Below are 19,972 nucleotides of genomic sequence, written 5' to 3'. Positions count from 1 at the left end.
ATCTAGCCTTGCTCCGGTGACTGCGCATAGATCTTTTCGACGAACGGACGCGAACGTTGGGTGAAGATCCCGCGCTTGAGCTTCATGGTGGGAGTCATGATTCCGCTGGCTTCGCTGAGATCGGTCAGCAGCGGGAGGAACTTTCGGACCTGCTCGGGACGGGACACTTTCGAATTCGCCTTGCTGACCGTCTGATTGAGTACTTCGAGAAGTCCGTGCTCCTCGATGGTGACCGCCCCACCTGTCTCGGGGATTCGAAGGCCCGCCAGTCGGGTGACCCCGTGTCGATGGGCCCAATCGATGACGGCTTCGAAGTCAAGGAGCAGCAGGCCGCCGAGAAAAGGGCGGCCTTCTCCCACCATCACGGCATGGGCGATGAGGGGATCATTTTCGACGTAGCCTTCCCAGATGGTGGGGGAAACGGTTTTGCCGCCTGCTGTGACGACGACATCCTTGATGCGCCCCTTGAGGGTCAGCTGCCCGCGCTCATCGAGCTCGCCGAGGTCACCGGTGCGGAAGAAGCCGTCGATGAAGGCCTCGGTGTTGTCCGCGGGTCTGTTGTATCCGGAAAAAACACCGGCCCCGCGAGCCAGGACCTCGCCCTGATCCGAAATGCGGACTGTGGTTCCCGGCATGGGCACTCCCACGGAACCTGCCGTGATTGCTCCAGGAAGGTTTCCGGTCAGCGGAGCCGTGGTTTCAGTGAGTCCGTATCCTTCAATGACGGGTAATCCTAGACCGCGGAAGAACAGCGATAGTTCAGCGTCCAGCGCCGCGGCACCGGAGAGGAGATAGCCCAGGCGCCCACCGACCAGTTTTCTGATCCGGGCATAGAACAATCCATCAAAGAGGGCGTGCTTGATCCGGAGCCCGAGCCCGGCTCGTGCTGCCGGATGTGTATCGCGACGCTCTGCCAGCCGGCCCCATTGCACCGCGGTGTCCTGTGCCACCTTCCAGAGGGGGCCGAGATGTTTTGCCTCGGCGGCTGCTGCAGCGGATGTCCGTATTTTTTGCAGAACACGCGGGACCACCACCAAGAAGGTGGGTTTCAGTGCGCCTAGAGCCGGTACCACCTCACGAGTGTCGCCCAGGTGGGCAATGCGCATGCCGTTGGCCAGACAGATCAGTTGGAGCCCGCGGGCCAGTACGTGGGCCATCGGGAGGAAAATCACCGTGTTGCCGGATTCCTGGACCACCTCACCGTAGGATCCGGCCACATTCAGTACCTGGTTGACGAAGTTCCCATGGGTGATGAGCGCACCCTTGGGTGCAGCGGTGGTCCCCGAGGTGTAGACGATGGTTGCCACCGCATCCAGTGTGGCCACCAGCCGTCGTTGCTCCAGGGCCTCATCGGTGATGTGTTCGCCGCTGTGCACCAGAACGTCCAGGGACGATTCAGTGTTCGGATCCATCGTCCAGATGCGCCCATCGGCCATGCCGGCTTGCTCGAATCCCTGTTTGAGTATCCGGGCGTGTTCCGTCGTGCCGGCCACACCGAAGCGCACGTCGGCGTCGGTGATAATGGCCGATATCTGGTTGACCGCCGCGGTCTCGTAGAGGGGAACGATGACGGCGCCGGCGAACCAGGCGGCCATGTCCGCCAGGGCCCATTCATAGCGGGTGGGCGAGATGATGGCGATGGATTGACCGGGCTGCAGGCCCGAAGCCATGAAGCCTTTGGCCAGGGCTCGGACCTGCCCGACGAACTCTCTGGTGCTCACTTGGTCCCAGGGATCCGTGATCGCTGCGCCGGCGGAACGAACTTCGAAGGCTATGTGGTGGGGCGAAGTCCTGAGCCGTTGCATCAGGAGCTCTGTTGCGTTTCGATAAATGGTTGGACCCACCAGGGGCGGCGTGGTGAACTCTTTCACGGGGTGTCCTCATTAGACAGTGTGTGCAGGTGGTTGCGCATCAGGACTTGGGTAGCGTCAAGAAAGTTGCTGACGATGGTGCTGTGCTCAACGGGTAGGCCCTGGAGCTGTTCGTAGAGGGCAGTGGCCAGCGGATGGGTCGGGTCCAGGATTCCCTGGAAGGCCGTGTTGGTTGCCGTCAACATGACATGGCGCCTGTCTGCCGCGCCCCGGTTGCGGGTGAGGTAGCCTCCCAGCTCCAGACGGTTGGTGATGGCCGTAGTGGTGGCCGCGGTGGAGCCCAGCTCCAGCGCGAGATTCCCCGAAGTCATCGGCCCTGACTGGGTCAGCACCGAAAGGGCACGGAAATCCGTGAGATTCAGGCCCAATCCCAGAGCCGTTTCCCGCTCGCTTTCGCGGGCCAGAATCAACATTTGCTGCAAGGTCGTGGCGACGGAAAGGTGGGACAACATGGCGGCTTCCGTTCCTTAAGAGCAGGCTTCGAGTATAGTCAAGATTCTTTGATCATCAAAAGATTGAATGAAATTTTATCGGTAGCATCGCCTCCGCGAAAGCTCCGCATGGCAGAGAGGAACTTTTCCGTGAAAAAGTCTGAGCGCACGGCGCTGATCACGTTGCCCATCGTGCTGATCATCGGAGCCTTGCTTGCTGCTGCCGGCAGCAGTGGCGGTATCACCCTGGGAGTGATCCCCGTCTTTGCCCTGGCCGTGGGCATGGCCATCGTGATCCAGTGGATGGCTTTTATCCCTGCGTTTTTGGCGCAGACCGAAAAGTACTATGACCTCACCGGCATGCTGAGCTATGTGGCGATTACCGTCATGATTCTTGTGGCCCTTCCAGATATCGACGCGCGTTCCCTGATCCTGGCCACGATAGTTCTCATCTGGACGTTGCGGCTCGGACTCTTCTTGTTCCGTCGTATCAGCCGAGCGGGCAAGGATGACCGTTTTGACCAGATCAAGCCCTCCTTCGTCAGGTTCCTGAGCACGTGGACGCTCCAGGGGTTGTGGGTCACCTTCACCGCGGCCGCGGCGTGGGTGGCCATGACGTCGGATCACCGAGTTCCCCTGGACGGTTTTGCGCTCGTTGGCGTCCTGCTGTGGATGCTCGGGTTCGGTCTGGAAGTGGTGGCCGACCAGCAGAAATCGCGGTTCAACGCCGACCCGTCGAAAAAAGGAGGATTCATTTCCTCCGGCCTGTGGTCGACCTCGCGCCACCCCAACTACTTCGGTGAGATCCTGCTGTGGATCGGCGTCGCCATCGTCGCCTTCCCGGCACTTGAAGGATGGCAGCTGGTGGCACTGATTTCACCGGTCCTGGTCATTCTGCTCCTGACCCAGGTCAGCGGGGTGCCCCTGTTGGAAAAGAAGTCCGATGCCAAGTGGGACGGCCAAGCAGACTATGAGGCCTATAAGGCAAGGACCCCGGTCCTGGTTCCTCGGATCTGGTAGCCGGTTCCAAGGCGCCGAAGGCCGTGATCCGTGGAATCACCTGGACCCGGCAGGAAAATCCGCGCCATGGTGCGGGGGTGCGGTGTCCGGGTCACCCGACCGGTCCAGAGGATCGTCGGGTGACCTCCCGCCGGCCTAGGACTTGGTGGTGTAGTTGCTTTGGCGTTCCAGGATGGTGGTCACAGTGGTCTCATGCCAGACGGTCGAGTCGGTGAAACAGGTGACGACCTTCCACCCGGACAGGGCATGCTCGTTGAGACTGGCTTCAAGATCCGAGGGTTTGAAATCCGGGTAGTCCTTGATCCTGTCGGTGATGACTTTATATTCATGCATGGCCGGTCCTCCTCGCGGCGAGTGGCGAAGCCCGTTGACGCCCCGATGTCGTGGAGAACACGTCGAACGTGTTGGTCAACAACGAGAACCATGTTCCCGAGGGCGACGGTCCTTAATTCATTAACCAACTTCCCGGCGCCAAAGTCCAGAGGTCCGACCACTCCGGCGGGACGCCCGGTCGGAGGACGGATCAGATGATGATCCTCAAAGGCTCTTCCAGCGTGCGTTTGAGATCGCGCAGGAACGCCGCCGAAACGGCGCCGTCCAGGACCCGGTGGTCGGAGGTGAGGGTGATCTTCATGATCCGGCGGCTGGAGAGCTTCCCGTCCTGCACGTAGGGCTCCTCGGTGGTGGCGCCCACTGCCAGGATCGCGGCCTCGGGTGGATTGATGACCGCGGTGAAGTTGTCGATGCCGAACATGCCCAGGTTGCTGATCGAGAAGGTCCCGCCACTGAATTCGGCCGGGGCCAGCTTGCCGTCCCGGGCCTTCGTGGCCAAGGCCCGGGTTTCCGTGGAGATCACATCGAGGCCCTTGGTGGCGGCGTTGCGGACGACCGGGACGATCAGCCCGTCATCCAGAGCCACCGCCACCCCGATATGTGCCCGCGGATGCTGGAGGATCTTGTCCCCGGCCCAGGAGGCATTGACCTGGGGGTGGTCCTCCAAGGTCAGGGCGCACGCCTTGACCAGCAGGTCGGTCACGCTGATCCTGGTCCCGGTGTCGGCGAAGCGTTCATTGATCTCGGCGCGCAGGGCGAAGAGCCGGTCCACGGCCACCACATTGGTCAGGTAGAAGTGCGGGGCGCCAGCGCTTTCGGTGAGTCGTTCGGCCATCACCTTGCGCATCATCGTCAGGGGAACCTCCACCGATTCCGTCTCATCCGTGGAGGTATTGCTCGCCGCGGTCTTCCCTGCGGGCTGCTGCGGGGCGGTGTCGGCCTGGGCGGCCACCGCGGCTTCGACATCGGCCCTGACGATCCGACCGCCTGGGCCGGTCCCGGTGATCGACGACGGATCGATGCCATGCTGTTCGGCGATCCTGCGGGCGAGCGGGGAGGCGAGCAGGCGTCCGCCGGTGGCCCCGGTCGGGGGGCGAGGCTCCATGGTCCCGGGCGTCGAAGTCCCCTCGGCGGGCCGTGGCGCGGGGGCGCTTTCGGACGCCTGGGCGGGGGAGTCCTCAGGGGCGGCAGGGGACGGGGCGTCCTGTCCGGTCGGGGCGTCGGCACCGGGCTCGGTCCCGGACCCCGAGCCGATGAACGCCACGGGTTCCCCGATGGCGACCATGGTGCCTTCCTCGACCAGGATCTTCTCCAGGACCCCGTCGTCGAAGGCCTCGAGATCCATGGTGGCCTTATCGGTGTCGATTTCGGCGAGGACATCGCCTTCGCTCACCGCGTCCCCGACCTTCTTGACCCAGCGGCTGAGGACACCTTCTTGCATCGTGTCGGACAGGCGGGGCATGTTCACCTCGGGCATCGCGGTCTCCTATCGTGTGAAACTGGTGGCGGCGAGCAGTTCGCGGACGACCCGGATCAGGTCCTTCGCGGTGGGCAGTGCCGCGCTTTCCAACGGCTTGGCATAGGGCAGCGGGATCTCGGCCGCCGCCACCCGGCGGACCGGGGCATCCAGGTAGTCGAAGGCCCCCTCCATGAGGGTGGCCGAGATCTCGGCTCCGATGCCGTAGCTGAGGCAGTCGTCCTCGAGCACCACGGCCCGGCTGGTCTTGCGGACCGAGGCGCAGATGGTTTCCCGGTCCAGCGGCCGAAGGCTACGCAGATCCACCACTTCCAGCGAGATGCCTTCTTCTTCAAGCTGCCGGGCCACTTCCAAGGCCACGGTGGTGGCCCGCGAATAGGTGATGACGCTGAGGTGCTTGCCCTCCTTGGCAATGGAGGCCTTGCCGATCTCGGCGACCTGGTCGCCGTCGGGGACTTCTCCGCGGGTGTTGTAGAGCGCGAGGTTCTCCAGGAAGATCACCGGGTCGTCGTCGCGGATCGCCGCGATCAGCAGGGCCTTGGCGTCCGCAGGGGAGGAGGGGGCCACGACCTTGAGCCCGGGGATGTGGGCGTACCAGACCTCCAGGTTCTGGGAGTGGGTGGCCGCCAGCTGCTGGCCGCCCCCGCCGGGCATGCGGATGACCATCGGCACCGAGCTCTGGCCGCCGAACATGCCATGGATCTTCGCGGCATGGTTCACGATCTGGTCGATGGCTATCAGCGAGAAGTTCAAGGTCATGATCTCCACGACCGGACGCATCCCGAGCATCGCCGACCCCACGGCGGCGCCGACGAAACCCTCTTCGGCGATCGGGGTGTCCAGCACCCGGCGGGGCCCGAATTCGTCCAGCAGCCCGGCGGTGATCTTATAGGAGCCTTCGAACAGGCCGATCTCCTCGCCGATGAGCAGGACGTTCTCGTCACGGCTCAACTCGGACCGCAGGGCGTCGTTCAGGGCCTGCCGGTACGTGGTGTCGGTCATCTGGGCTCCTTCTTCGCCGGTCATGGCATACCGGTCACTGGGTGGCCGGGCAGGGTGTCGGGGGAATTGGGGACGGGGGTGGCGTAGGCGTAGTCGAAGAGCTGATCGGGGGTCGGATCCGGGCTGGCCTCGGCGAAGGCCACGGCGGCGTTGACCGCTTCACGGGATTCGGTGTCGATCTGTTGGGCCAGGGATTCCTCCAGCACCCCCGAATCCAGCAGCTGCTGGCGGAAGGCCGGGACCGGATCCGCGGCCTGGGCGTGCTCGACGTCCTCCCGGGAACGGTATTGGGCGGGATCGACCACCGAGTGTCCGCGCAGGCGTGAACTCATCAACTCCAGCAGGAAGGGCTGGCGTTCCCGGCGGGCCCGGTCCAGGGCCCGGGTGGCGGCGTCGTGGACGGCCACCACGTCGTTGCCATCGACCCGTTCACCGGGGATGCGGTAGGAGCAGCCGCGTTTATATAGTTCGGGTTCGCCGGCGGCGGCCTCGACCGTGGTGGCCATGCCCAACCCGTTGTTGATGATGACGTACACGATCGGCAGGTTCCAGACGGCCGCCAGGTTCAACGATTCATGGAAGGCACCGATGTTGGTGGTGCCGTCGCCCATCTGGCACATGACGGCTTCGGCCTCGGGCCCGGGGTCCCCCCGGTAGGTCAGTGCCAGTGCGGCCCCGGTGGCGGGAGGAAGTTGTCCGCCCACGATGCCGTAGCCGCCGAGCATGCGGGTTTCGGTGTCGAACATGTGCATGGAACCGCCGCGGCCCTTGGAGACCCCGGTGCTCTTGCCGAATAGTTCGGCCATGACCGCCCCGGTGCTCATTCCACGGGCCAGGGCATAGCCGTGGTCGCGGTAGTTGGTGAAGAGGTAGTCCCGGGGTTGCAGCGCGGTCATCAGTCCCACGACGCTGGCTTCCTCACCGAGGTTGAGGTGGCAGTACCCGCCGATCTTCGCCCGCTTGTACATCTGGTCGGCCGTCAACTCGAATCTGCGGATCAGTGCCATCTGCCGGTAGTACCCGATCAGTGTCTGCGCGTCCTCCTGCCCGGCAGTACGCTGTTCCTTCCGATCAACCATCATGTTCCTCCGTTGCTGGACTGCCTCCGTACCGTTGCCCCCGGGGCGGTCAGGGGCCGGGGAGCTGTTCCTGAAGCCTGAAGATGCCGGTGCCCCCGCAGGTGGGGCAGTTCTCGGGCGGTTCCATCCCCCGGGCCGGTTCGCCGCAGGTTCCACACGCCCATTCGGTGGTCAGCAGTGCCACGACGTCGCGGCGGCTGACGATTCCGGCCAGGACGCCGGTGTCCATGACGGGAAGGCGACGCATCCGCTGATCCACCAGCAGGGCCCGGATATCGGAGATCGGGGTGTCCACGGACACGCTGATGACCCCCGGGCTCATCACTTCGGAGGCGGTGGTCCCGGTCTTGGCGAGCACATCGTATTCGCTGACCAGCCCCAGCACATGCCCGGACTCCTCCACGACGGGCAGGGCGCTGATGCGGTGCCTGCCCAGCAGTGCGGCGATCTGATCGACGGGGGTGCCGGGGGAGACCGTGACCACGGGGGTGCTCATGATGTCTGCGGCCGTGGTCGGGATTCGTGCCCCGGCCGGGTCAAGATGCTCGGAAGCATCCCGGGAAACGCCTGTGCCGGTAGGTTCGCTCATACCCTCAGTGTGCCCCCACCGGCCGAGACTGGCCAGCAATGGTGACGGACAGACCACCGACGACGCAGAAACCCGCCACGAGTCCTGCTGCCCGGCGGCCCTGGATCCACGGTCGACGGCCCCCTGGTCCCACCTGTCGGTGGCGCTCGATAGTGTGGGGCCATGCGGATTCTGCACACCTCCGACTGGCATCTGGGCCGGTCCTTCCATGGCGCCGGGCTCCTGGAGGCCCAACGCGGTTTCGTCGAGGCCCTGCTCGAGACGGTGAAGACCGAACGGGTCGACGTCGTCCTGATCGCCGGGGACATCTACGACCGGGCCCTGCCCGCGGTCGATGCGGTCACCGTGTTCGACGACGCCGTCTTCCGGCTGCGCGAGGCCGGGGCCACCGTCGTGGCCACCAGCGGCAACCACGATTCGGCCCTGCGGCTGGGGTTCGGCTCCCGTCTGCTCGGGCACGCTGGGCTGCACCTGCGCACCCGTCCGGCGGAACTGGATACCCCGGCCCTGGTCGAAGCCGAGGATTTCACCTTGGCCATCTACGGGCTGCCCTATCTTGAACCACGGATGGTCGCGGCGCAGTTCGGGGTCGAGAAGCCAGGACACCAACCGGTGGTCCGGGCGGCCATGGATCGGGTCCGCGCCGATCTGGCCACCCGACGGGCCGGGACCAAGAAACCCATCCGCTCCATCGTCATGGCCCACGTCTTCGCCGCCAACGGCCAAGCCAGCGACTCCGAACGGGAACTGAGCATCGGGGGACTGGACATCGTGCCCACCGAGGAATTCTACGGTCTGGACTACGCAGCCCTGGGGCACCTGCACGGCCGGCAGCGCCTGGCCGAGACCATCCGATATTCGGGGTCGCCGATCGCCTACTCCTTCTCCGAAGCGACCCACCGCAAGGGGGCCTGGCTACTGGACGTAGACGCCGAGGGCATCTCCTCCGTCGAGGCCGTGGACTGGCCCGCCGCCACCGAACTGCGCGTCCTGCGCGGTCCCCTCGAGGAGCTCCTCGCCGACCCCGGGCTGGCAGGAGCCGAAGCCGCCTGGTGCCAAGTGACGCTGACCGACCGCGACCGGCCCTCCCAGGCGATGGAACGGCTGCGCGGCCGCTTCCCGGGCACCCTGGTCCTGAACTTCGAGCCCGAAGGCCGTCCGGCAGAGGTCGACCGCAGCTACCGGGACCGGTTGGCGGCAGCCGAGAGCCCATTGGAGGTCTGCACGGGATTCATCGACCACGTCCGCCAACGCCCCCCGTCGGAGCCCGAGGCCGCCTTGTTGGGCCGGATCCTCGAGCAGGCCACCAGCGGGCAGGTGGAACGATGAGGGTCCACCACCTGCAGATCGCCGCCTTCGGTCCATTCGCCGCCCGGCAGGACATCGACTTCGACGAACTCTCCGCCGCCGGGCTGTTCCTGCTCAACGGGGAAACCGGTGCCGGCAAGACCAGCATCCTCGACGCCATCTGTTATGCCCTCTACGCAGGGCTTCCCGGGGCGAGGGAGGGGACGAAATCGTTGCGTAGCGACCATGCGGGACCGGCGGATGAGCCGGAGGTCGTCCTGGAGTTCAGCACCGGGGGACGCCGATTCGAGGTCCGAAGATCACCGGCCTGGCAACGTCCTTCCAAACGCGGGGCCGGCCGGACGACGACGGCCCAGGCACAGAGTCGGTTGCGTGAACTCGTGGAGGGTCAGTGGCAGGAGATCTCCACCCGCAACGATGAGGTCGCCGCCGAATTGCGGGGGGTCATCGGCCTGGGCAAGGACGAATTCACCCGGGTCGCCATGCTGCCCCAAGGGGCGTTCGCCGCCTTCCTCCGGGCCAAGGACAAGGAACGCGAGGAACTACTCAAGACACTGTTCGACACCCGGCTCTACGGCAGTGTCGAGACACTGCTGGCCGAGGAACTCACCACGGCCAGAACGGCGGCCGAGGAAGCCGAACGCGCCCGGGGGGAAGCCGTCGGCCAACTGATCGAAGACGCCACCGCCTCCCTGACCACAGAGGAGGGGGAATCCCCGTTCGACCGGGACCCCGACGATCCCGAGGCGGCAGACGGGGACCGGCCGGCGCCACAGGAACTGCCCAGTGCCGAACTACTGGCACTGCTGGAGGCGCGGCTGGACGAACACACGGCACGGCTGGACGCCGAACGAACGGCGGCGGATGCCGCCGCGACGCAGGCCAGGAACACCGCAACCGAGCTCGCCGAAGCCGGGGAACGCCACCGGGCGCTGGCCGAACTGGAGCGGTTGCGTGCCGCGCATGCCGAACGCAGCGGGCAGGTGGCCGCCCTGGCCGCCACGGTGGCATTGGATGAGCGGGCTGCGGCATTGCAGCCCACCCAGACGGCACGACGCCGGGCGGAACAGGCCGTCCAGGACGCGGAGCAGACCTTGGAATCGGCCCAGACAGCCGCCGGCGAGGGACTGGCCGGCAGCTACCTCGCCGCGGCGACGGGCCAGGACACCGGAGCGGGACCGGAATCCGAGGGCCGGGCCGCGGAGCCCGGGGCCACGGAACTCTCCCGTCAGGCCGCCGAAGCGGCTGCGCAGGTCACCGGCGATGCCGCGGTGCTGGAAGCGGCCCTGCCCGAGGAGAGGGAGCTGGACGAGAAGGAAGCCGAATTGGCGGCCGCCCGCGCCGACCACCAACGACGGACGGCGACCCAGGCCGAAGCACTGGGCGAACTGGAGAAGCTCGGTGCCTCGTTGCCGGGGCTGCGGGAACGGGCCGGCGCCCTGTCCGGGACCGCCGATGCCCTGCCGGCGTTGACGGCTACCCGCGATCGGGCCGCCGAGCAGGTCGCCGCGGTCACGGCCCGCCACGCCGCCGACACCGAAGCAACCCGGGCCCACACCGTGTGGGCCCGGGCCAAGGACGGACAACTATCCGCCCGGGAACGACTGCTCGACCTCGGGCGGACCCGACTGGCCCAGGCGGCCGCGGCATTGGCCCGGGAACTGGTGGCCGGACAGGCCTGCCTGGTCTGCGGCTCGGCCGAGCACCCCAACCCCGCCACGGTGGAGGACGGCGAACTCGTCGAGGAGGAGGACGAGGACGATGCCCGACGGCTGGCCGCCGAAGCCGATGCCGCCGAAGCCACCGCCGCCTCCGGGCTCCACGCAGCCCGCGAGGCCGCCTCCCGGGCGGCGGGACAGGCCGGGGAATCCACGACGGAGCAGGCGGAACAAGCCCTGGCCGACGCCGAGAAGGCATTGGCCGAGGCGACCGAATCCGCCGCACAGGCCCAACGCTCCCGGACGGCCCTGGAGGAGGCGACCGGGGAATTCGAGCGCCTGCGCGCGAGCACCACGGCCGAGGCCACGGCGCTGAGCGTCCTGGAAGGAACCGTCGACCAACTGGGCCAACGGATCACCACCGTGGACTCCCGGCTGAAGCGGTTGCGCGGCGACGAGGAATCCCTGCAGGCCCGCCACCGGTTGCTGTTGGAAGCACGCCGGGTGCTGGAGGACCTGGCCCGGGCGGCGCGTGGGCTCGAGACGGCCCGGCGCGGCCTGGCAACAGCCACCGAGAGCTGGCAGACCGAACGCCGGGAGGCCGGATTCGACGATGACACCAGCTGGGCCGCGGCACTGCTCGAACCGCACGCCAGGACCAGCGCCCAGGCAGGGATCGCCGACCACACCGCCGAGGGGGTGCGGATCGAGACCTTGGCCGGAACCGTCGCGGTCGCCCGGGCCAGGACCGAGGTCGAGGCGGGCTTCGAGGTCCCGGGCCAGCAGGAACTGGAGGCCGCCGCGGCTGCCGCCGCCGCCACCGCGACGTCGCGCGATACCGTGCTCCAACGAGATGCCGTCCTGCGCGCCTATGCCGGACGGTTCGAACGACGCAGTGAACGGCTCCGCGGGCTGGAAACCAGCCAAGGGGCCGTGCTGGAGCGCTACGAGCGGGTGAAATCCTTGGCCGATATCGCCCGGGGGATGGGGGAGAACCGGTTCAAGATGACCCTGTCCACCTACGTCCTGGCCGCCCGGCTGGAGGCCGTGGCAGCCGCCGCCACCGAACGGCTGCTGGTCATGAGCGCCGAACGCTATTCACTGGTCCACGACGACAGCCCCAAGGGCAACGCCAAATCCGGGCTGGGGCTCCATGTGCTCGACGCCTGGACCGGCCAGCGTCGGGACACCCAGACGCTCTCCGGAGGCGAGTCCTTCATGGCCTCCTTGGCGTTGGCCCTGGGGCTGGCCGATGTCATCCAACAACAGTCGGGAGGCATCGACATCGAGACCCTCTTCGTCGACGAAGGCTTCGGTTCCCTCGACGAAGGGGCGTTGGAAACGGTCATGGATGCCCTCGACGGGCTGCGCCGCGGGGGCCGCGTCGTCGGCCTGGTCAGCCATGTCGCCGAGATGAAGCAACGCATCCCGGCCCAGTTGAGGGTCCGCAAGGAGCGCACCGGATCCACGGCCGAAGTGGTCATGGCCGACACGGTAGAATAGGAAACGCACAGGGTAGGGCGCTCCGGGTGGCTGGGACGGGCGCACCTTGAAGGACCCGTGAAACACATGAACACCGATCCCTCGGCGCCCGCCACGGGCACACCCCCCGAGAACGCAATCACCGGTTCCGGCGGCAGCTTCCGCAGCTTGCTGGAACTGGCAGGCCCGGGATTCTTCCCGCTTGCCTTCTTCGCCCGGCTGCCGTTGGCCATGCTCACCATCGGCACCCTGACACTGATCAGCACCGCGACCGGCTCCTATGCCAGCGGCGGGGTCGCCGCCGGAGCGGTGGGGGTGGGCTCGGCCATCGGCGCGCCGATGATCGGCTACGCCGCCGACCGGTGGGGCCAGCGTCGGGTCCTGGTGCCGGCGGCCCTGCTGCACGCGGTCGTGGTCTCCGCGCTGATCCTTACCGGCCTGGGGGTCATCGAATCCGGGTCACCGCTGCTGGTCATCATCATCTCCTTCGTCGCCGGGGCGAGTTGCCCCCAGGTCGGCCCGCTGGCCCGGGTGCGCTGGATGGCCCTAACCCAGGGGCGCTCCCGTGGCCGGCGCGAACTCGAAACCGCACTGAGCTATGAAAGCACCGTGGACGAACTGACCTTCGTCATGGGGCCGGCGTTGGTCGGTGTGCTGGCGTCGCTCGTGGCCCCCTGGCTCCCGCTGGCCCTGGCCGCCCTGCTGACCGCGGCCCTGGTTCCGGCCTTTGCGGTCCACCCCACGGCCAACGCCATTGAACTCCAGCAGCCCGGCGCCGAGCCGGTCCCCGGATCCGGGTGGATCACCGCCCGGGTGGTGCGCGTCGGACTCTGCGTACTGGGCATGACCGGGATGGGCACCCTCTTCGGTTCCGTCTCGGCCGGCGCCGTGTCCTATGCGGGACTCTTCGGCAATGCCAGTGCCGGAGGCCTGCTGTATGCCGCCCTGGGGCTGACCTCGGCCGTCGCCGCCCTCTCCGTCTCGCTCTGGCCCCGTGGCTGGGCGCAGCCGGTGCGCTGGGCGGTATGCGCCGCGCTGCTGATCCCGTTGGCCCTGCTGCTGCAGGTGCCCCAGACGATCGGGACGATGGTGGTGTTCCTGTTGCTGATCGGCCTGCCGATCGGGCCGATCCTGGTCACGATCTTCACCGTCGGGGGAGACGTGGCACCGATCGGAAGGATGGGCACCGTCATGACGATGCTCGCCAGCGGGATCGTCGTGGGCACCGCCATCGGCAATGGTTTCGCCGGGGTCCTGGCCGATGTGGTGGGGCCCCAGGGGGCGTTCCTGGTGGCCGCTGCCGCCGCGATCGTCCTCTTCCTCTCCGGGGTGGGAACCTACGCCCTGGGGCGGGTGCCGCGCACCGAAGGCGCCTGACCGGCCCAGGCCCGGGGGAGCTATGCGCCCAGGGCGACCTCGACGGAGGCCGCGGCCGCGGCCACGCGTCGGCCCAGGGCATCGGCGTGGACGTCGTGGGCTGCCGTGGCATAGACGACCGCCACCGCCGCCGGGGTCTGGCCGGGGACCTGGAGGGCGGCGGCGATCGAGGAGACCCCGGGGATGACTTCATCCAGGCTCGTGGCATAGCCGTCCGTCCTTGCCTGCTCCGCGGCGGCGCGCCAGGGATGTTTCGGGGCGACCTCCTCCCAGCCGGTGCGTGAATAGGCGGACTGGATCGCGATGCCCGGGGCCCCGTGGGTCAACGGGTGCCGGGAGCCGGGGCGCTGCATGACGGTGGCGGTGCTGTGCCGGGGTTCGACGGAGACCAGGGTGATGCAGTCCTCGTGGTCCCAGACGGCCAAAAACGCCGTCATTCCCAGCTCGTTGGCCAACGCGGTCAGCTCCGGCAGGGCGGCGCTTTGCAGATCGCGTTGGACCCCCCGGGCCAAGGAGGCCAGACCCGGGGCGCCTTCGAGGCGTCCGGTGTTGTCCCGACGGACCAGGGCATGGTCCTCCAGGGTGCGCAGGATCCGGTAGGCGATGGAGCGGTGGACGCCCAGCTCGTCGGCGAGCTCGGCGATCGTGGGAGGCTCTGGGCGGTCGGTGATGATCTCCAGGGCGCGGAGCCCCCGGGACAGGGTCTGCGCAGGGGAGCCGGCCGGGGGGTTCTGGGACACGGGGACCGCCTTTGCCTTGAGGACCGGGGTGTGGGCTCTTGTGCCCTGCAGGACCCCGGGATACGTTTGGAATAGTTCCCTCATGGAACCAGAAGTTCGAATATAGAACACCGGTGGTCGTGAAGGCAAGACGCCGATCGTCGGTGACGGAGGATCGAGCATGGACGCCTCCCCGAAGGACGAAGTGGCCGAAGGCGGCCTTCCGCACCGGATCGGGACCACCGACCCGCGACATTTCCGGGGCAGCCTGGGGCGCTTCGCCACCGGGGTGACCATCGTGACCTTCGATGGATCCACCAAACGCCATGGCATCACCGTGAACTCCTTCACCTCGGTCTCGATGGACCCGCCCCTGGTGCTGGTCAGCATCGCCCGCAGCACCCGGGCGCACGACGAGCTGGCAGGCCGGCCCTTCACCGTGAACATCCTCGGCGCCGAGCAGCAGGCCCTGGCCCTGCATTTCGCCGGCAAGCCCGGGCCGGACCCCGTGTGGGTCGAAGGCGAGACCGCCCCGCGGCTCGCGGGTGTGCTGGCGCATTTCTCCTGCAACCCCTGGGCCGCCTACGACGGCGGCGACCACACCCTGTACCTGGGCCAGGTCGAGGACTTCAACTACCGCGCCGGGGACGCCCTGGCTTTCGCCAATAGCGCCTTCACCACCATTCCCGGCAGCCAGCTCGGAGTCGAAGAACTCCTGTGATCCGCCGGGGCGCAACATCCTGAACGAGCCTCCGGAAGCCCTTGACAGGAACGGGCGAACTGATACCGCCGGAAATGCGTTCCCTACCGGGTCGAGCGGGCCGGAAGGCGTTGCCGTCATCCGAGAGAAATACGTGAAATGTTGACGGGAAATTGACGAACTTTTCGGCTACGATGAGTTGGATCACATTTACCGTCCGTTCGGTCGGTTATGCACCTAGCGCGGAGAGCGCAGAACACTGGAGTTCGCATGTCCCTGTCAGCCGCAGCACCGACTGCAGCCACCCGGCGCGAGGAACGCAAGGTCCTGGCCGGAACCCTCGTCGGAACCACCATCGAATGGTATGACTTCTTCATCTACGCCCAGGCCGCAGGACTGGTCCTGGGCCCCTTGTTCTTCGCCCCGCTGGGGGAAACCGGAGCACAGCTGGCCTCCTGGGCCTCCATCGGTATCTCGTTCCTCTTCCGCCCGCTCGGCGCCATCGTCGCCGGACACCTGGGCGATAAGCTCGGACGCAAGAAGATGCTGGTCTTCACCCTGGTCATGATGGGCATGGCCACCTCGCTCATCGGCGTGCTGCCCACCCACGCACAGATCGGCGGATGGGCCGCCATCCTGCTGATCCTCCTGCGCGTGCTGCAGGGCTTCTCCGCAGGTGGGGAATGGGGCGGCGCCGCCCTGATGTCCGTCGAGCACGCCCCGGACCACCGCCGTGGATTCTTCGGCGCCTACCCGCAGATCGGCGTCCCCTGCGGCATGATCCTGGCCACCGGCACCATCTGGCTGCTCACCACCCTGATCGGCGAAAAGGAATTCCTGACCTGGGGCTGGCGCGTGCCGTTCCTGTTCTCGATCGTGCTGATCCTCGTGGGCTACATCATCCGCCGGTCGGTGGAGGAATCCCCGGTCTTCGCCGCCCTGCAGGAACGCAAGAAGGAGTCCTCGGCCCCGCTGAAGACGCTGTTCAAGCACAACACCCGTGAAGTCGTCCTGACCGCGCTGATCTTCATCGCCAACAACGCCGCCGGCTACCTGCTGATCGCCTTCTTCGCCACCTATGCTTCGAAGAATCTGGAAATGGACCGCGGCCCGGTGCTGCTGGCCACCGCGTTGGCCTCCTTCGGTTGGCTGATCTTCACGATGTACGGGGGCATCCTCTCGGACAAGATCGGGCGCGTGCGGACGTTCCAGATCGGCTACATCCTGGTGGCGCTCTGGGCGGTACCGATGTGGTTCCTCATCGATACGGCCAACATCTACTGGTACTTCGTGGCGCTGTTCGTCCTGACCATCGGGCTGGGCCTGTCCTACGGCCCGCAGTCGGCACTGTATGCCGAGATGTTCCCGGCCCGGGTGCGCTACTCCGGGGTCTCCATCGGCTACGCACTCGGGGCCATCCTCGGGGGCGCCTTCGCCCCGCTGATCGCGGCGCTGCTGCTGGAGAAGACCGGGCACTCGTGGAGCATCGGGATCTACGTGGTGGTCATCTCGATCATCTCCCTGATCGCGGTCTCGCTGGTGAAGGAAACCCGCGGGGTAGACCTCATGGTTGAACACCACGTGGACTACGTCGAGAAGTAGAAACACACGGCACGACGACGGCCGCCCCACCGCCCGGATCCAGTCCGGGGGGTGGGGCGGCCGTCAGTGGTTGCGAGGTGCTGAACTAGCCGCCCAGCAGGCGCAGCACGTCCTCGTCGCTGACCTGGGCGAAGTTGGCGTAGAACTCACCGACCGCACCGAATTCCTCCGGTTGCAACGGGCACACCAGTTCATCGGCCATCGCCGCCAGTTCCGCACACACCCGCGGTGGCCCCACGGGGGAGGCGACGATCACGCGGTCGGGGTGGCCTTGGCGGATGACCTTGATGGCCGCGAGCATCGACGCCCCGGTGGCCAGGCCGTCATCGCAGAGGATCACGTTCTGCTCTCCGACGTCGATGCCGCGCCGGCGCAGATAGGAAAGCTGGCGGCGTCGTAGTTCCCTGGATTCGCGCTCACGGACCTCATCCAGGGCGGCCTTGCGACGTCGTTCCGGTGGAAGCGTCGCCAGGACCTCGTCCATCAGCACTTCGGCTTGATCCGGTCCGTGGGCGGCCAGGGCCCCGAAGGCGAGTTCCTCCTGGTCGGGAACGCCGAGCTTGCGTACGACCAGCGCGTCGAAGGGGGCGTCGAGGGCCCGGGCGACGGCGGCGGCGATCGGTACGCCTCCCCGGGCCAGGCCCAGTACGACGACTGAATCGGGTTGGTCCCGGTAGGCGGTGAGATGGCTTGCCAGATGCCGGCCTGCGTAGTCCCGGTCCGAAAAGGGACGGGAATCTGATCGAAATGGTCCCATGCCCCATTATCGCCCGGAAGTTACGGGGTGACCAGTCTCGGGCGTGGCGTTGAAAGCGCCGCCGGCCCCGAGTACAACTAGTTCGTCATCTCCGGGGTCGGTTCCAGGGTCAGGGTCGACCCGTCCGGGCGCGGGATGTCGATGGGCCCCAGATCGTCCGCGGTCTCGGTACCCATGGCGAGGGTGATTGAGTGATCGAAATTATCCATGATCTCCACCGGCGGCCGCAGATCCTCGTGGTTTCCGGGAATGGCCAGAATGACCTTCTTGACCTGCTTCATTTCCATGTCCGGCGGGAGCAGGTGGGCCACGAGACCATCGGAATCCTTCTCCTGGTCCACGCGCACCGCCAGCCCCTGGTCCTGGACCTCCTGGACCGGACGGCATTGGATGCCGGGGGTTCCATAGTCCACCGGGGTGCCATCCCCGTCGCCCGGGGTCGCCCAGGCAATGAAGCACAGGTCGTCGTCCTCGTCGGTGGCGATGAATTGCGCGGCGTAGGAAGACCACCCCAACAACCGGACACTATCCGGCGTGATGTCTCCCAGGTCGGCTTCGACCGGCAGCTCATCGTTCTCGTCCGGGGTCCGTTCCAGGGCCGGATACAGCTCTGCGGCCTCGGGCGGGGGAGCTGGTTCTGCAGTTTCGGAGGAGGTTGCGGACGAGGAGTCCGACTGGGCCGCGCCCGAGCTCGAGGGTGAGGGGTCGGGTTCGAGGATGCAGGCCGAGGTGCCGAAGAGCACGGCACCGATCGATAATGTACCTACCAGGAATTTCATGTGTTTCACGGTCACCATCTCCTGGGTGTCGTCGCGGACCCGACGTGAGTACAGCAAGACCGCATCACGTCCTCGTCGCCGTTGCCATCGATTGAATCAACACGGTGAGTCTAGGGAATTACTCTTCCCGCTGCAATTATTAGACATCACGGGACCATGGTGACAATCCCGGGATACGATGCCGGCGCGGGTCGACGTCGCCGCATGTCGGCAGAGGGTTGGCTGCCATCCGCCTCCGGGCCGGCCCCACAGGCAGGTCGGTCACCGCAAGGGGCGACGTCTGCGGCCGGTCAATGCTTGAATGGTTCAGTGACCCCTTCCCTCGCCACCCCCGACGCGACCCCCTATGTCCCGGATCCACGCCGGTGGCGCATCCTGATCGTCCTATTGGTCACGATGTTCATGTCGTTGGTGGGCGTGAGCATCGTCAATGTGGCGCTGCCCTCCATCCAATCCGGTCTGGACGCCTCGCAATCGGATCTGCAATGGGTGCTGTCCGGCTACGCCTTGACCTTCGGCATCGTCCTGGTCGCCGCCGGACGCGCCGGGGACATCCTGGGGCGGGGACCGTTGTTCCTGGCCGGGGTCACCGTCTTCACGTTCTCGGCGGTCGCTGCCGGGCTGGCCCCGGACCCGACGAGCCTGAACATCGCCCGCTTCGTCCAAGGCGTCGGCTCCGGTCTGTTGAACCCCCAGGTCGTGGGGATGATCCAGCAATACTTCCGGGGCCGTGAACGCGGACGCGCCTTCGGGGCGCTGGGCAGCGTCGTCGGGGTCTCGGTGGCCTTCGGACCGCTGATGGGCGGGCTGATCATCGAGACCTTCGGTGCCGAAACCGGCTGGCGCTGGACCTTCCTGGTCAACGTCCCGGTGGGGATCGTCGCCGTCGTCCTGGCGCTGCTGTGGTTCCCCCGGCCCCTGTTCATCCGTCGTGCCGTGGCCGCGGAAGCCACGAGGGAACCCACCAGCCCGCAGCCGATGCAGAAATTCGATCTGGACCCGGTGGGGGCCCTGTTGTTGGGGTTCAGCGTGCTGGCCCTGCTGTTGCCCTTCGTCGAATCGGAGGGTTCGGCCTGGGCTTGGCTGCTGTTGCCGGTCGGAATGCTTCTGCTGGGACTGTGGATCATATGGGAACGCTCCTATAAGCAACGCGGCGGCAGCCCGATGGTCGATCTGGAACTCTTCAGGACCCGCAGCTTCACCCTGGGGACCATCATCGCCGGACTGTATTTTTTGGGCGTCACGAGCGTCTGGGTGCTGATCGCGCTCTATGTCCAGGACGGATTGGGGCTCAGCGCCCTGCAGACCGGCCTGCTGGGGCTCCCCGCCGCCCTGTTGGCGGCGGTGAGTTCGAACTGGGCCGGAAAACGGGTCATGGACTTCGGCCGGAAGATCGTCATCGGCGGAATCATCAGTGCGTTCGTGGGGCTGCTGCTCACGGTACTGGTCGTCCAACTCGAAGCCGCCGGCATCCTGAGCATCTGGTGGCTGTTGGGCTCCATGTGTTTCGTGGGGCTGGGCCAGGGTTCGATCATTTCCCCCAACCAGGCGCTGACCCTGGCGGAGGTTCCGCAGGAATATGCCGGCAGTGCCGGGGGAGTGCTGCAGACCGGCCAGCGCATCGGAACGGCCGTGGGCTTGGCCCTGGTCACCGCCGTGTTCTTCGCGATCCTGGCGCTGACTGATTGGACCACCGCCTTCACCGTGGCCTTCTCGGTGATCGGCCTCGTCGTGCTGGTGACCCTGGCCGTGGCCGTGGCGGACGAAAAGCGGCGGGGGCCGGGGCGT

Annotated in this window: 17 protein-coding genes; 7 read left to right on the top strand and 10 right to left on the bottom strand. The window is 66.8% G+C overall.

Translation table 11 applies throughout. The features are described from left to right. Positions 1-2 precede the first annotated feature (2 nt). Together ACT3S2_RS08875 and ACT3S2_RS08870 are read right to left on the bottom strand one after the other, a co-directional pair. On the bottom strand, positions 3-1,805 hold the full coding sequence (locus ACT3S2_RS08875) for an AMP-dependent synthetase/ligase (protein WP_444561564.1): 1,803 nt from the start codon (positions 1,803-1,805) through the stop codon (positions 3-5). A 62-nt stretch (positions 1,806-1,867) separates the two neighbouring features. Continuing rightward, a complete protein-coding gene (locus tag ACT3S2_RS08870; RefSeq protein ID WP_444561563.1) occupies positions 1,868-2,323 on the bottom strand; it encodes a MarR family transcriptional regulator in 456 nt (151 codons plus the stop codon). A gap of 129 nt (positions 2,324-2,452) precedes the next feature. On the opposite strand from ACT3S2_RS08870, the gene ACT3S2_RS08865 reads away from it, so the two are divergent. Beyond that, the gene (locus ACT3S2_RS08865; protein ID WP_444561562.1) at positions 2,453-3,322 is read left to right on the top strand and encodes a DUF1295 domain-containing protein; all 870 of its coding nucleotides are present in this window, start codon (positions 2,453-2,455) and stop codon (positions 3,320-3,322) included. Between the two features lie 135 nt (positions 3,323-3,457). On the opposite strand, the gene ACT3S2_RS08860 is transcribed toward ACT3S2_RS08865, so the two are convergent. The 5 genes from ACT3S2_RS08860 to ACT3S2_RS08840 all read right to left on the bottom strand — a co-directional run bounded on the left by ACT3S2_RS08860 (position 3,458) and on the right by ACT3S2_RS08840 (position 7,802). After that, complete coding sequence (locus tag ACT3S2_RS08860) at positions 3,458-3,655, bottom strand: DUF4177 domain-containing protein (RefSeq protein WP_444553530.1); 198 nt, start codon at positions 3,653-3,655, stop codon at positions 3,458-3,460. A gap of 190 nt (positions 3,656-3,845) precedes the next feature. Further along, positions 3,846-5,132, bottom strand: coding sequence for a pyruvate dehydrogenase complex dihydrolipoamide acetyltransferase (locus ACT3S2_RS08855; RefSeq protein ID WP_444561561.1), 1,287 nt, complete (start codon positions 5,130-5,132; stop codon positions 3,846-3,848). Positions 5,133-5,141: 9 nt separating this feature from the next. After that, positions 5,142-6,134: an alpha-ketoacid dehydrogenase subunit beta gene (locus ACT3S2_RS08850; RefSeq protein WP_444553528.1), complete on the bottom strand. Its 993-nt coding sequence runs from the start codon at positions 6,132-6,134 to the stop codon at positions 5,142-5,144. 20 nt (positions 6,135-6,154) lie between these two features. Further along, positions 6,155-7,216, bottom strand: coding sequence for a pyruvate dehydrogenase (acetyl-transferring) E1 component subunit alpha (gene pdhA / locus ACT3S2_RS08845; protein ID WP_444553527.1), 1,062 nt, complete (start codon positions 7,214-7,216; stop codon positions 6,155-6,157). Positions 7,217-7,262: 46 nt separating this feature from the next. After that, complete coding sequence (locus tag ACT3S2_RS08840; RefSeq protein ID WP_444553526.1) at positions 7,263-7,802, bottom strand: CBS domain-containing protein; 540 nt, start codon at positions 7,800-7,802, stop codon at positions 7,263-7,265. 162 nt (positions 7,803-7,964) lie between these two features. On the opposite strand from ACT3S2_RS08840, the gene ACT3S2_RS08835 reads away from it, so the two are divergent. From ACT3S2_RS08835 to ACT3S2_RS08825, 3 genes are all read left to right on the top strand, one after another. Beyond that, a complete protein-coding gene (locus ACT3S2_RS08835) occupies positions 7,965-9,131 on the top strand; it encodes an exonuclease SbcCD subunit D (protein ID WP_444553525.1) in 1,167 nt (388 codons plus the stop codon). Then, a complete protein-coding gene (locus tag ACT3S2_RS08830) occupies positions 9,128-12,271 on the top strand; it encodes an AAA family ATPase (protein WP_444553524.1) in 3,144 nt (1,047 codons plus the stop codon). The genes ACT3S2_RS08835 and ACT3S2_RS08830 overlap by 4 nt, the downstream gene beginning before the upstream one ends. 66 nt (positions 12,272-12,337) lie before the next feature. Then, positions 12,338-13,627: an MFS transporter gene (locus ACT3S2_RS08825; protein WP_444553523.1), complete on the top strand. Its 1,290-nt coding sequence runs from the start codon at positions 12,338-12,340 to the stop codon at positions 13,625-13,627. A 20-nt stretch (positions 13,628-13,647) separates the two neighbouring features. Here the strand turns inward: ACT3S2_RS08825 and ACT3S2_RS08820 are convergent, their stop codons facing one another. Continuing rightward, positions 13,648-14,367: an IclR family transcriptional regulator gene (locus ACT3S2_RS08820; protein WP_444553522.1), complete on the bottom strand. Its 720-nt coding sequence runs from the start codon at positions 14,365-14,367 to the stop codon at positions 13,648-13,650. 160 nt (positions 14,368-14,527) lie between these two features. On the opposite strand from ACT3S2_RS08820, the gene ACT3S2_RS08815 reads away from it, so the two are divergent. Both ACT3S2_RS08815 and ACT3S2_RS08810 read left to right on the top strand, forming a co-directional pair. Then, entirely contained in the window at positions 14,528-15,067 is a 540-nt protein-coding gene (locus tag ACT3S2_RS08815) for a flavin reductase family protein (protein ID WP_444553521.1), read from the top strand. A gap of 249 nt (positions 15,068-15,316) precedes the next feature. After that, positions 15,317-16,648 carry an MFS transporter gene (locus tag ACT3S2_RS08810; protein WP_444553520.1) on the top strand — a complete coding sequence of 444 codons (1,332 nt, stop codon included), beginning with the start codon at positions 15,317-15,319 and terminating at the stop codon, positions 16,646-16,648. A gap of 85 nt (positions 16,649-16,733) precedes the next feature. Here ACT3S2_RS08810 and ACT3S2_RS08805 read toward each other — a convergent pair whose 3' ends face one another. Next, a complete protein-coding gene (locus tag ACT3S2_RS08805) occupies positions 16,734-17,405 on the bottom strand; it encodes a phosphoribosyltransferase (RefSeq protein ID WP_444553519.1) in 672 nt (223 codons plus the stop codon). Positions 17,406-17,482: 77 nt separating this feature from the next. Continuing rightward, a complete protein-coding gene (locus tag ACT3S2_RS08800; RefSeq protein ID WP_444553518.1) occupies positions 17,483-18,241 on the bottom strand; it encodes a hypothetical protein in 759 nt (252 codons plus the stop codon). Positions 18,242-18,580: 339 nt separating this feature from the next. On the opposite strand from ACT3S2_RS08800, the gene ACT3S2_RS08795 reads away from it, so the two are divergent. Beyond that, positions 18,581-19,972 (top strand): MFS transporter (locus ACT3S2_RS08795; RefSeq protein WP_444561571.1); only part of this gene is annotated, 1,392 nt, incomplete at its 3' end.

This window comes from Arthrobacter sp. AOP36-A1-22, from assembly GCF_052377615.1.
Taxonomy (GTDB): domain Bacteria; phylum Actinomycetota; class Actinomycetes; order Actinomycetales; family Micrococcaceae; genus Arthrobacter_H.
Note: the sequence above shows the minus strand (reverse complement) of the source record. Positions and strands in the feature narration are given on the sequence as shown.

What these genes read in the sequence shown, in the direction of transcription:
- ACT3S2_RS08875 (WP_444561564.1), bottom strand. Translation starts at nt 1,805, where the DNA reads ATGCAACGGCTCAGGACTTCGCCCCACCACATAGCCTTCGAAGTTCGT.
- ACT3S2_RS08870 (WP_444561563.1), bottom strand. Translation starts at nt 2,323, where the DNA reads ATGTTGTCCCACCTTTCCGTCGCCACGACCTTGCAGCAAATGTTGATT.
- ACT3S2_RS08860 (WP_444553530.1), bottom strand. Translation starts at nt 3,655, where the DNA reads ATGCATGAATATAAAGTCATCACCGACAGGATCAAGGACTACCCGGAT.
- ACT3S2_RS08855 (WP_444561561.1), bottom strand. Translation starts at nt 5,132, where the DNA reads ATGCCCGAGGTGAACATGCCCCGCCTGTCCGACACGATGCAAGAAGGT.
- ACT3S2_RS08850 (WP_444553528.1), bottom strand. Translation starts at nt 6,134, where the DNA reads ATGACCGACACCACGTACCGGCAGGCCCTGAACGACGCCCTGCGGTCC.
- pdhA (WP_444553527.1), bottom strand. Translation starts at nt 7,216, where the DNA reads ATGATGGTTGATCGGAAGGAACAGCGTACTGCCGGGCAGGAGGACGCG.
- ACT3S2_RS08840 (WP_444553526.1), bottom strand. Translation starts at nt 7,802, where the DNA reads ATGAGCGAACCTACCGGCACAGGCGTTTCCCGGGATGCTTCCGAGCAT.
- ACT3S2_RS08835 (WP_444553525.1), top strand. Translation starts at nt 7,965, where the DNA reads ATGCGGATTCTGCACACCTCCGACTGGCATCTGGGCCGGTCCTTCCAT.
- ACT3S2_RS08830 (WP_444553524.1), top strand. Translation starts at nt 9,128, where the DNA reads ATGAGGGTCCACCACCTGCAGATCGCCGCCTTCGGTCCATTCGCCGCC.
- ACT3S2_RS08825 (WP_444553523.1), top strand. Translation starts at nt 12,338, where the DNA reads ATGAACACCGATCCCTCGGCGCCCGCCACGGGCACACCCCCCGAGAAC.
- ACT3S2_RS08815 (WP_444553521.1), top strand. Translation starts at nt 14,528, where the DNA reads ATGGACGCCTCCCCGAAGGACGAAGTGGCCGAAGGCGGCCTTCCGCAC.
- ACT3S2_RS08810 (WP_444553520.1), top strand. Translation starts at nt 15,317, where the DNA reads ATGTCCCTGTCAGCCGCAGCACCGACTGCAGCCACCCGGCGCGAGGAA.
- ACT3S2_RS08805 (WP_444553519.1), bottom strand. Translation starts at nt 17,405, where the DNA reads ATGGGACCATTTCGATCAGATTCCCGTCCCTTTTCGGACCGGGACTAC.